General features: G+C 71.0%; 5 protein-coding genes. 2 read left to right on the top strand and 3 right to left on the bottom strand.

Going from position 1 to position 11,660, the window contains the following annotated elements:
- Nucleotides 1–31: 31 nt before the first annotated feature.
- On the bottom strand, nucleotides 32–4,651 hold the full coding sequence (locus OEB96_RS13695; protein ID WP_266216077.1) for an SUMF1/EgtB/PvdO family nonheme iron enzyme: 4,620 nt from the start codon (nucleotides 4,649–4,651) through the stop codon (nucleotides 32–34).
- Nucleotides 4,652–4,786: 135 nt separating this feature from the next.
- Between OEB96_RS13695 and OEB96_RS13690 the strand changes: the two genes are divergently transcribed.
- Complete coding sequence (locus OEB96_RS13690) at nucleotides 4,787–5,893, top strand: coproporphyrinogen III oxidase (RefSeq protein WP_266216076.1); 1,107 nt, start codon at nucleotides 4,787–4,789, stop codon at nucleotides 5,891–5,893.
- 47 nt (nucleotides 5,894–5,940) lie between these two features.
- A complete protein-coding gene (locus tag OEB96_RS13685) occupies nucleotides 5,941–8,259 on the top strand; it encodes a S41 family peptidase (protein ID WP_266216075.1) in 2,319 nt (772 codons plus the stop codon).
- A 21-nt stretch (nucleotides 8,260–8,280) separates the two neighbouring features.
- Here the strand turns inward: OEB96_RS13685 and OEB96_RS13680 are convergent, their stop codons facing one another.
- A complete protein-coding gene (locus tag OEB96_RS13680; protein WP_266216074.1) occupies nucleotides 8,281–9,999 on the bottom strand; it encodes a patatin-like phospholipase family protein in 1,719 nt (572 codons plus the stop codon).
- 69 nt (nucleotides 10,000–10,068) lie between these two features.
- On the bottom strand, nucleotides 10,069–11,490 hold the full coding sequence (locus OEB96_RS13675) for a Vgb family protein (RefSeq protein WP_266216073.1): 1,422 nt from the start codon (nucleotides 11,488–11,490) through the stop codon (nucleotides 10,069–10,071).
- Nucleotides 11,491–11,660 lie beyond the last annotated feature (170 nt).

The following is an 11,660-nucleotide window of genomic DNA, read 5'->3' as shown; positions in this document are numbered from 1 at the left end:
CGAATCGCCCCGCGACCGACCTGGTCGATCGTCACTCTCCGCGAGCTCGGTCGAGCACGCACACGCGGAAGCCGACGTCGACGTCCCAGACCTCGTCCGCGATCCCCACTCGACAGGCCGAGCGCATGCGCGAAGCATCGTCGCTCCAGCCTCCGCCTCGACCGGTGTGGTCGTCGGCTCCTTCCGAGACGACCACGGGATCGACCTTGGACCAGAGGCTCGCTCGCGCGTAGGCGCGGGGATCCCATGTGTCCTGACACCACTCCCAGACGTTGCCGACCAGGTCGAGGTGGCCGTAGGGGCCTCGTCCTAGCGGGACGTCGCCGACTGGGTTCGTGCGTCCGGGAATGGGTCCGCGCCCGAAGCAGGCTCGAAGCTCGCTGGGAGGCTCGTTGCCCCACGGATGGCGGCGTGCATCGTCGCCCCTCGCGGCGCGCTCCCACTGGGCCTCGCTGGGAAGCGCGATGCGTCGCTGGGTGATCCGGCTCAGCCAGCTGCAGAAGCGTTGGGCGTCGGACCATCGTACGCCCACGACCGGATGGTTGCGGCCGGAGTACCCGGAGGCGCGCCAGTATGCGGGCTCCGGTGCGTCGGCGTCTGCCAAGAGCATCGCCTGGTACTGCGCGTTGGTAACGGGCGTCTCGGCGAGCCAGAAGCCGGTCACCGTGGCCACGTGCGAGGGTTGCTCCTCTTGATCGGCCTCGGGATCGTCGTCGGTCGAGCCCATCGCGAAGGTGCCGCCTGGAACCCACAGGAACCGAATGCCCGTGGTGGGCTCGATCCATGGCTCGGGCTCGGGCTCGGGCTTGGGCTCGGGCTCGGGGGCGCACGGCTTCGTGGCCGGAGGCCTGGCCGTGGATGCCGCGGCTGGGCTGGGAGGAGGTGCATCGAAGGACCCAGGCAAGGGGGCGCCCATCATCGGCATCCCGCTCGGCTCGGCCTCGGCACGCGGGATGTCTCTTGTGACGATGACGGGCTTGGCCTCCTCCCCGAGGCTCGAAGCGGATTTCGCCGGAGGTTGGACGGGCGGCCGCGGGCGCGGCTTGGGTCGAGGAGGCGGAGGAGCCATGTCAGGAAGTGGCTCGGGCTCGGGTGCCGGCTCGGCGACGAGCTCGGGCTCGGGTACCGGTGCAGGCGCGGCGAGCGTCGAGGGCATGGGACTGCGCTGCGGCGCCGGAGTGGGCGTCGGCTCGTCGGACGTCATCGATGGCTTGGCGGGTCCTCGCGTCGGCTCGCTTCGGCGGCGTTCCTGTCTCGCGGCGCCCGGGTGGGCAGACCTTCGTGCCGAACCGATCGCACGCCCCAACCTCTTTGCCGTGACGGCAAACCCGCTCTGGTCATCGTCGTCGCCGTCGATGTCCTTGGGTACCGCTTCTCGCTCCACGGGGCTCGCCTCGGCGATCCCGTCGTCCTCTGCGAATCCGCCATCATCCTCGTCGTAGTCGCCGTCGTATGCGAGCTCGGCCGTCAGGCCCTCGGGCCGTTCGACCACCAGCTCCAGATCGTCGAGGGCCACCAGTGCCTCGTCGGCGAGCGACTCTTCCTCGCTGTGCGGCGCTTCCGGCTCGGCCTTCGGAATCACGGACGCGGTGCCCGTCACCTCCGCGGCAACGTTCGGCCTCTCATGCACCGGCCGCCTCCGCTCGGCGCGATCCACCAGCTCGCGCGCCAGCGCTCGCACGTCACCGTCCTCGCTCTCGTCGTCTCGCAGCCGCCGGGCCCGATCGAGCAGCTCGGGCTCGGTCTGCCCGAGCAGCAGCTGCAGCACGCGGGCACGCCGTCGGTGCAGCTCGCCGGTGTCCATGGTGCGGCCGAACAACCCCAGCATGCGACGCCACCAGCCGCTCGCGCGAGGTCGCTCGAGCACCGGCAGGAACGGTGCGACCGAGCGCTCGCTGGCCTGCTCCCAGCACTGACGCAGCAGCTCCATCGGCGGGCGAGCCCCGCGGCGGAGCTCCGGCGAATCACCTTCGTCCCGTACCTCGTCCCCCAGCCAGCGGTCGCCCGCGAGCACGTGGTCCATGAAGGTCTCGAACGTGCGTCGGTGCCGCTGCGCCAGGCTCAGCAGCGTGACTTCCTGCCACCATGGATCCCCGAAGCGCTCGGCCAGCTCGCGGATCGCCTCGCCGCCCTCGTAGGCCACGTGCAGTGCCGCGAGGTACTCCTGGTAGGTCAGGTGCGCGAACCCGTAGTCGTCCTCGCCGTGGGCCGTGAGCACGCCCGCGTGCTCGTGCAGCCAGCGAAGCAGCGCCGCGGCATCGAGTCCCTCTCCCCCGGGACCCCGACGCTGCTCGCGGTCGTGGAGCGCCCACTGCTGGAGTCGGGCGGCGGTCAGTCCATCGCGACGGCGCTGCTCGTGCATGCGGAAGGCGACCACCTGCAGCACGCGCAGCGCCTCTGCCTCCGGCAGCGGCGCCGGCTCGCCGGTCTTGTGCGTGCTGCGACGCAGGAGCACCTCGAGACAGCGCTGGTAGAGCTCCGGTCGCTCGTGGGGGATCTGCCCGTTCGCCAGCGCCACCGCGCACACCAGCGTGAGCAACAGCGGCGAGGCGACCAGTGCCTTGAACTCGAAGTCGAAGGTCTCGATGCGCCGCAGCTCGACGATCACCCTCGCGGCGTGCTCCCCGGCATCGGCGTCCGCGCGTGCACGCTCGTCGGCGGTTCGCGGCGCCGCTTGCCAGTGCTTGGCCGCACGAAACCATCGCTGCACCAGCGCCTCGAGCCGCGTGCGCTCCATCGGTCGCACGTCGAGCCGCAAGAAGCTGCGATCGAGGCCCTCGAGCGCTCGCGACGTGAGCCCCGAGAACCGCGACGACAGCACCATGCGCACGCCGTGCCGCCGCCACCTGGCGGCAAGCGTCACGAGGCGAGCGAACAACTCGTCACGCAGTGGTTCGTCGGCGACCTCGTCGAGGCCATCGAGCAGCAGCAGCAAGCCTCCGCACGACCACAGCCGCTCGATCACCTCCACGGGGAGCCGGGGCTCGCTTCGTACCGCCTCGCGTCGCGCCAGCGCTCGCAGCGGATCGTCCTGCTCGAGGTCGGCCGCCGTCAGGTGCCGCAGCGGGAGCAGCAGCGGCAGCGTCTGCGGGGGGAGCCCCACGGCCTCTCCGCCTTCCACCAGCAGCTGGTGGCAGATCTTCTCCAGCGTGGTGGACTTGCCCGAGCCGGGCTCGCCCAGGACGATCACCTCGCGATCGCCCTGCGCGCGCGCAAACAGCTCCGGCAGCTCGAGCTCGCGTCCGGTGCCGCCGGGCTCGAGGCCACGACGGTGGCGTCGTCGACCCTGCCACGCCGGTTGCATCGACAGCGAGAGCGGGATGTACACCTCGTCGAACGGCACCGAGAACGTCGACATCGGCGCCAGCAGCTCGAGACGATCGTAGCGCGTCAGCAGCCAGCTTCGCAGCATCGCCGCGTCGCTGGGTCGCACGGGATCCAGCCCGGCCGCGGCGAGATCCATCCTCGTCGGGGGCTCCGTCGGGGAGGCAGCGGATCGCGTCGACCTCGGGTGGGCACGGCCCGGTCGCAGCTGCAGCGCTCCGTCTGGCCGTAGCACCAGCTCGGGGTCCACCGAGAAGCGCCCGTGCTTGGTCAGCCGTCGCACCCACAGCCGGATCTCCTCGTCCTCGTAGAGCGCGCCGAGCGAGTACCCCACGTCGAGTCGCGCCTGTGATTGCCCGTAGTGCTCGAGCCCGAACAGCGACGGCGACTGATAGAAGTAGCGCATCGCAGCCCCGTTGCCCGCGACCATCTCCGAGCGCGCCTCGTGCATGTGGCCGAAGAGACACGCGCTGAAGCGATCGTCCCGCGACGGGTACACCTGCACGTCGAAGCTCCGCCTGGCCGCCTTCGACAGCCAGTTGGGTGGGTGGTGCATGAGCAGCAGCGCCCCGTGCACGTGGTCGAAGCGCTGCCGCGCCTCGTGCACGTCGGAAGCCAGCGCGGCGTAGAGCTGCTCGATCGGCACGTGGAGCTTGCCCTGGAAGTCGCCGCCGTCGAACTGGATCCACGCCGAGTTGAGCCCCACCAGCAACAGCCGCAGGCCGTCGCGCGCGACGATCACCGACAGATCGCCCGGCACGTGCGAGCGGTGCAGCCCCTCCACCGAGAGCCCCGAGGACAGCGCTCTCGAGGACAGCGTCGGGAGCATCGTGCGCTCCATCCACTCGAGGTAGCCCGGGAACAGCGGCGTCAGGAACCCGGCGTCGCGGGCCTGCCACAGCTCCTCTCGCAGGCCGTGCAGGTCCGGATCCTCGTCGTCGGGGCGGTCGTACTCTCGCAGCAGTCGATAGTTCCGCGCCTGCTTCGCCGAGGGGCGGCGAACGTCGTGGTTGCCCGGCACCCCGAACACCACCGGGTCGACGCCGCGCGATCGCAGGTGCCGGAGCAACGGCCCGAGGAATTCGCGATCGAGATCCTCGTACTGCGCGGGCTCACCGCTGTAGACCAGATCGCCGGTGATGAGCACGAGCTCGGGCCGCAGTCCCGTGGCCTCGAGCTGCGCGTCGAGGTCGTCGAGGAACTCCCGTAGGACCTCGGCCCACAGCTCGCCGCCCGGCCGGCGCAGGTGGTGGTGGCCCACCTTCTGCTTGGTCACGTGGAGATCCGAGACATGCAGCCAGCCGATCCGTGCGCGCCCGTCCGCCACGCCACCACGATCCCCCGCATGGCCCGCCGTTGCAAGGCTCACGAACCGCGGGGGGCACCGCGATCGCCAGACTCGTGCATGTTTGGCGCATGGTTTGGCGCATGGGAGCCGGTTGGCCTGCGCTATCGTCCGCTCGTGGATCCCACCCGCGCCCGCTCCCCCCGTGCCATCGCGGCTCACGCCCTCGTCGAGTCGCTCCAGCGCCGCTTCGTCGATGGTCTCGAGGCGGTGGCCAACGCCCACGCATCGACCGGGGGGGGCTCCGACCCCGATCGCGATCATGATTCCCGCTGGGATCGGTTCCGGGCCGTCACGTGGCTCCGCGACGAGGGGCGGCACGGCGGTGGCACGCGCTGGGAGCTCGGCGACACTGCCGTGTTCGATCGCGGCTCGGTCAACGTCTCGCAGGTGCACTACGACGACGACCCCGCGCGACCGCTCGGGTCGGCGACCGCCCTGTCCACGATCATCCACCCCCGCAATCCCCACGCGCCGTCGGTGCACATGCACTTCAGCTGGACCGAGCTGCGCAACCGCAGCGGCTACTGGCGCCTGATGGCCGACCTCAACCCGTCGATTCCCGTCGAGGTCGATCGCGAGTGCTTCGCGGCCAGCCTGCGCGGGGCCGCGCCGCGTTGGTACGAGCATGCGATCGCCCAGGGCGCGCGCTACTTCCACATCCCCGCGCTGCAGCGGCACCGCGGCGTGATCCACTTCTACCTCGAGGGCCACGACACCGGCGATCACGAGGCCGATGCCACGCTCGTGCGCACGGTCGGCGAGCGCAGCATCGACACCTACTGCGGGATCCTGAGCGACGCGCTCGCGAAGCGTCGCGAGGTCTCCGAGGACGATCGCGCGCGGCAGCTCGAGTACCACACCGTCTACCTGTTCCAGGTGCTCACGCTCGATCGCGGCACCACCTCGGGCCTGCTCGTGCACGACCAGAACGACGTGGGGATCCTCGGCTCGCTGCCGTCTCACGTGGATCGCGAGCGGCTTGCCTCGTGGGAGCCGTGGATGCCCGGGCCGCAGGACGAGCTGCTGCGGGCGCTCGTCGCCGCGCTGCCCGATCCAGTGGCGAGGGAGGTCGGTCCGAGCGCCTCACCGGTGACCACCGAGGTCAAGCAGGCGCTCGCGTCGGCGGTGCGGCAGCACTACCGGCGGCACCCCGACGCGCTCCACATGCAGGCCTCGGCCGACATCGTGCCGCCCACGGTCGACAACCATCGCCCGGTGTGAGGATCATGATCCCGTCGGCTCGAGCCTCCTGCCAGGAGTTACGCCTCATGAACGTTCGCACCGCCCTCGTCCTCGCCTCGTCGCTGGCGATCCCGACGAGCTGTCGCTCCCCCGCGCCCTCCGAGCCGCCGCCGCCCGTGGGTGCGCGGAAGGCCGTCGATGCGCCCGCCACCACCGACCTCGAGGAGCTGCGGGCGTTCGCCCGGCTCTACGGCTATGCCCGCTACTTCCACCCCAGCGACGAGGCTGCCGCCGTCGACTGGGATCGCTTCGTGGTGCACGGGGTCGGCAGGGTCATGCGAGGCACCGATCGGGCCGAGCTCGACGCCGCCCTCGAGGAGCTGTTCTTGCCCATCGCGCCCACCCTCGACGTGTTCGTGGACGGCGAGTCGCCTCGCACGGCCGCGGACCTGTTTCCCGCCAGCACCGAGGGCCTCGAGCTCGTGGCGTGGCAGCACCTGGGCTACGGCTTTGGGGACATGCCCACGGTGTACTCGAGCAAGCGGACCCATCGGCGGCGCGACGTGCCCGCCGGTCAGCAGCGCACGGTGCTCGCGGTCCAGGACGTCGAGGCCTCGGCCCTGCGCGGCAAGACCATCCGCCTGCGCGGCTGGGCGCGGACCGACCCCGAGGCCCCGCAGGCCAGCACGAAGCTGCACATGCGGATCCATCAACCGTCCGAGCAAAGCGTGTGGGCCAAGAGCGGCGACCACGAGGGCTTCGAGTGGGGCGAGGTCTCGGTGCAGCAAGAGGTCCCCGATGACGCCACGACGATCACGCTGGGCGCCGCGGTCACCGGCCAGGGCGCGGTCTGGGTCGACGAGTTCTCGCTCGACGTCCGCGACGGCGCGAGCTGGCGCCCGGTTCCCCTGGTCAACCCCGGCTTCGAGGACGGCACCGAGGCGACGGGCTGGGAGCTCGACGCCCCGAACTTCACCCAGCAGATCCGTCCGCAGGCCCGCGGCGGCAATCGATCGCTGTGGCTCGCTCGCAAGACGATCACGCTCACCGAGGCGCCGTTCGAGGAGCAGCCCGAGCCGGGCGAGCTGCTGCGCGCATCGCTGGGGGCGGGTCTTTGGTGCCAGCTCCCGATCTCGCTCTACTCCAAGGGCGGCCACACCCTGCCTCCACCCGGCTGGAGCGCAGTCGAGCCGGTCCTGCCGTCCGCGGTGCCACGGTCGGCCAACGACCCCGCGGTACGCATCGCCGCGGTGATCGTGACCTGGAACGTGTTCCAGCACTTCTACCCCTACTTCGACGCGGTCGACGTCGACTGGTCGGCCGTGCTCGACAAGGCCCTCGCGGCCGTGCTCCTCGACGGCAGCGCGGCCGACACCGTGCAGACCCTCGAGCACATGGTGTCCGCGCTGCACGACGGACATGGCTGGGTGCAGCCGCCCTTCGCCCGCGAGGCGGCGCCGGTGCCCGTGTCGTTCGCTCGCGTGGAGGGGCGCGTCGTCGTGCTGGCCGCAGCCGAGGCCGATCTGCTCCGGCGCGGCGACGTGGTGCGGCGCTACGAGGGCCGAGACATCGACGAGGTGGTGGCGGCCGCCAGCACCCGGGCTTCGGGATCCCCTCAGTGGGTCGAGCATCGACTGCTCGCGTGGTCGGGCTTCTCCGAGGGTCCCCCCGGCTCCATGGCCAGCTTCGAGATCGAGCGCAGCGGCGAGACGATGACGGTCGAGGTGCAGCGCCGCAACGCGCACGCCCCCACCTCGTTCGAGCACGAGCCGATCGAGGAGCTCGAGCGCGGAGTCTGGTACGTCGACCTGTCACGAGCGGTCTGGGCCGACATCCAGCCCGAGCTCGCGACCCTCGCCGCCGCCTCGGGGGTGATCTTCGATCTGCGCGCCTACCCCAAGGGCGACAACTTCCTCGTGCTCCAGCACCTGCTCACCGCGCCCGAGAACGATCGCTGGATGCTCGTGCCTCGCATCATCCGACCCGATCACGTGGCCCCGGCCGGGTGGACCGAGCACGGCTGGGACCTCACCCCCGCGGAGCCGCGCATCACGGGCAAGGTGGCGTTCATCACCGGCGCGGGCGCGATCAGCTACGCCGAGTCGGTCATGGGCTACGTCGAGGGCTTCGGGCTCGGCGAGATCATCGGGGGACCCACCGCGGGGGCCAACGGCAACGTCAATCCGTTCACCACGCCCGGCGGCTACGTCGTGATCTCCACCGGCATGCGGGTGGTCAAGCACGATGGCTCCACCCATCACGTCGTGGGGGTCACTCCCACGATCCCCATGGAGCCCACGCTCGAGGGCCTCCGGGCGGGTCGCGACGAGCTGCTCGAGCGCGCGATGGAGGTGGTCCGACCGCCCAGGCGCACGCCGGGGCCGCGGGCACGCAAGCCGCGTTGATCCGCAGCGAGCTCCCGCGGCTCACTCGAGCCGCCGCGGAGCGAGCACGGCAAGCCGATCCCGGGCCTTCTCGGCCGCTCGACGCCCGGTCTGTGCGATCTCGCGACCACGCCACAGCTCGTAGACCGAATAGCCCGAGGTGTCGGGGATGAGCCCCACGTCGGCCATGTAGACCTGGCGCTCGCCGCTGCGGGCGAGCGCCACCACGTAGGTCAGGGCGGCCGTATGGAGGCGGTCGAGCCCGCCCAGGCCCGGCAGACGCCTCCGCAGGAGGGAGCGTCCGCGGTCGCTCGGCCCCCGCGGAGCGCGGCCCATCACGTGCACTCCGATCACCCGGTCGGCTCCCATCGCACGCACGCAGTCGACCGGCACGTTGTTGATCATGCCGCCATCCACGAAGCGGGCGCCGGGGCCGAACGGGCCGTCGTAGCTATGGGGCATGAGCACCCCCGGGATGGCGATGCTCGCTCGCACCGCGTCGACGATCGAACCCTCACGGATCACGCACTCCTCGCCCGACTCGATGTCGAGCGCCACGGCGGCAAACGGGGTGCACAGCTCGTCGAAGCGCTCGAGCTTCAGGAGATCGGTGAGGAATCGGCTCGCGCGATGTCCCGAGAGCACCCCGGAGGTCACGACCGTGGGGTCGACCACGGTCATCCAGTCGAGCGGGCGCCGCAGCTCGTCCATGCGCCGACGCAGGGCCTCCGAGCCGACGCAGAGATGGGCGCCACCGATGATCGCCCCCATGCTGGTGCCGAGCACGAAGTCGATGCCCACCCCCAGCTCCTCGAGCACGTCGAGCACTCCGAGGTGGGCGTAGCCGAGCGCCCCGCCGCCGCCCAGGGCGAGCCCCACGCTGCGGCCGAGCAGGGTGCGGGCCACGCGGGGCGCCACGCTCGACAGTGGGGCATCGCGGCGGGCCTTGATCCGATCGCGCGTGGGCAGACCCGTGCGCGTGATCTCCAGCCTGCGCACGGAGACCGGCGGCTCGATCCGCGGGGCCCTTGCCCCCACCAGCAGCGCGTCGCTGCCGGGGAGCATCATCGCGAGCTCCGGCCCGTCGTCGTGCACCAGCACGAGGGCGGAGTGCTCGGCCTCGTGCTCGAGCCGCTGCTGGCGCGCGACGGGCTCGGAGGGCAAGGTCGGCGCCTCCACGCGAAATCCACCCAGGTCGCGGGGCTCGCGAGGCTCGCGTGCTGCCAGCACCACGCGGCGCGGAGCATCGAGGTCGAGATGCCCGATCGCGGCGGAGATCAGCGCCTCGACGAATTCGAACGGCAGCGAGGCATGCACGCACCACACGCGGGCGCGCGTCCGGGCGTGCCAGCGTCGCTCCGAGACCACGAAGTTGTCCGCCACCCTCCCGGCAACCTCGATCGCGAGCGCCGGCCAGCGATGCACGAGCGCGGCAAAGTCGGCCGCGTGCATCCAGTACACCAGGGCGCGCCCGTGGGCCCGCACGCTCGCGCTGCGCAGGGCCCCACGCAGCAAGGCCAGCTCCCCCACGAGCTCCCCCGGCCCCACCAGGTTGAGGCGCTCCACCGTTCCTCCCTCGCCCACGCGGACCACCTCGAGCTCGCCGCTGGCCACCACGTACAGGCGGTCGGCCGCCTGCTCGGCGTGGAACAGATAGGCCCCATCGTCGATCGACTGCGGATGCAGGCACGACACGACGCTGCGGCGCGCCGCCTCGGGGAGCACGGAGAACAGCGAATTCTCGGCGACGATCCGGCTCAAGCTGGAGCGTGTCTCACCCATACCCGACCGTCCTCCCGGGCTCGCACCAAGCTCGTCGAGGCGAGGTTCCTAGCCCTCGGGCACGCAGGCCGCGTTGAGCAGCGCCCACCCGGTCATGTCCGAGTACGTATACGGGCTCGACAGCCCATTGTAGGTCCCGACCGCCACCCCCGTGGCGGGGTCGAACCTGTGCGCGATCTGGTTGACCGCCCACACGAACCCCTCGCGGTCGACGCTGATCCCCTTGACCAACCCGCCGCCGGTGGGGACGAACACGTTCCCGAGCTCCAGCGTCTCCACGTCGACCTCGATCGCGCCGACGTCGGTGCCGATCCACATGTGCCCGCTCGGATGCTCCATCAGGCCCGCCTGGCTGGTGAAGCTGCCGTCCACGATGTCCCAGGTCTCGGTCTCGGGGTCGAAGCGCACCGCGCTCTGACCGAGCATGGACGACAGCCACGGCCGCCCTTCGTGATCGACCGTGATCCCATAGGGGGCGATCTCGGGCGGGACCATCCAGATCGTCACGTCGAGGGTCTCGATGTCCACCCGCGCGAGCCGGTTGTTGCCGAACGTGAGCGCTCCCTGGGTGGAGAAGAACAGGTCGCCTCGCCCGTTGACCGCGCCGCCATACGCACCGAGCTGGAATCCGCTGAACTCGGGCACGTCGATCTGCTCGAGCGTCGAGCCATCGTCGCCGTCGACCAGCCACACCGTCACGCCGTCCATGCCCCCCGTGCCGGGCAAGCCGAGCGTGGTGCTCCCCACCGTCCACAGGCGCTGTCGCGGGGGATCCTCGCAGTCGACCGCCATGGGATCGTCGGGCGGGGCCCAGGCCACCGGCCGCTGGTTGGAGGTAGGGAAGTCCATGTACCACGCCCGGCACTCCTCCACGTCCCACGCCAGCACGTCGCCCGGGCCGCTCGAGGTCTGGATCCCCGGCATGCCATTGGACTCCTCGCAGCGACCGATGTCCGCGTGGAACTTCACCAGGCCCCCGTAGCGGTTGGCCACCGCCACGTCACCGGTCAGGCTCACCGAGGTGCGCGAGGGGCTGCCCGCGCCATCGGGCCGCGTAATGTAGCGACCCACCTCCGCCAGCGTCTGTACGTCGATCTTCGAGACCGTGCCCTCCTCGGCGTTGGCGATCCAGATGAAGTAGCCGCCGCAGCCGCACAGGTCGTCGAAGCCACCCACGTCGAAGGTCACGCCGGTCGAGTCCACCTGGCTCGAGTCGGCGGTCGACGTCCCCGTGCCGTGGGTGCCCACCGCCGTGGTCCCGTCGTCCACGGTGCCCGTGCTCGTGCCCATGATGGTCGACGTGCCCATCGACGAATCGGTGCCGTCGTTGAAGACCCCGCCGTCGCCCGGGCTCTGGTTGCAGGCTCCCGTGCCCACCACCACGCCCAGCACCAGCATCCCCGCCTCGACCGTCGTACCCCTTCGCCGTCGCTCACCGCTCATGTCGATCGCGCCCCCGAACCCCGCCACGGTAACACCCGACCCCTTGCCCGTGGTATGTGCCCGCGCATGGACCTGCAGGATCTCCGCTACGAGCGCGACGAGCAGCTCGCCGTCTGTCGTTGTTCACGATCATGACCCACCCGTAGCCGGGGTTTGTTCACGACCATGGCCCACCCTGGGGGCGGGTTGTTCACGAT

The sequence above is a fragment of the Paraliomyxa miuraensis genome, from assembly GCF_026337845.1.
Classification (GTDB): Bacteria; Myxococcota_A; Polyangia; order Nannocystales; family Nannocystaceae; genus Paraliomyxa; species Paraliomyxa miuraensis.
The sequence above is the reverse complement of the archived record's forward strand: the minus strand, read 5'-3'. Positions and strand labels throughout refer to the sequence as shown.

Coding starts and splice junctions, on each gene's coding strand:
- OEB96_RS13685 (WP_266216075.1), top strand. CDS start 5,941: ATGAACGTTCGCACCGCCCTCGTCCTCGCCTCGTCGCTGGCGATCCCG.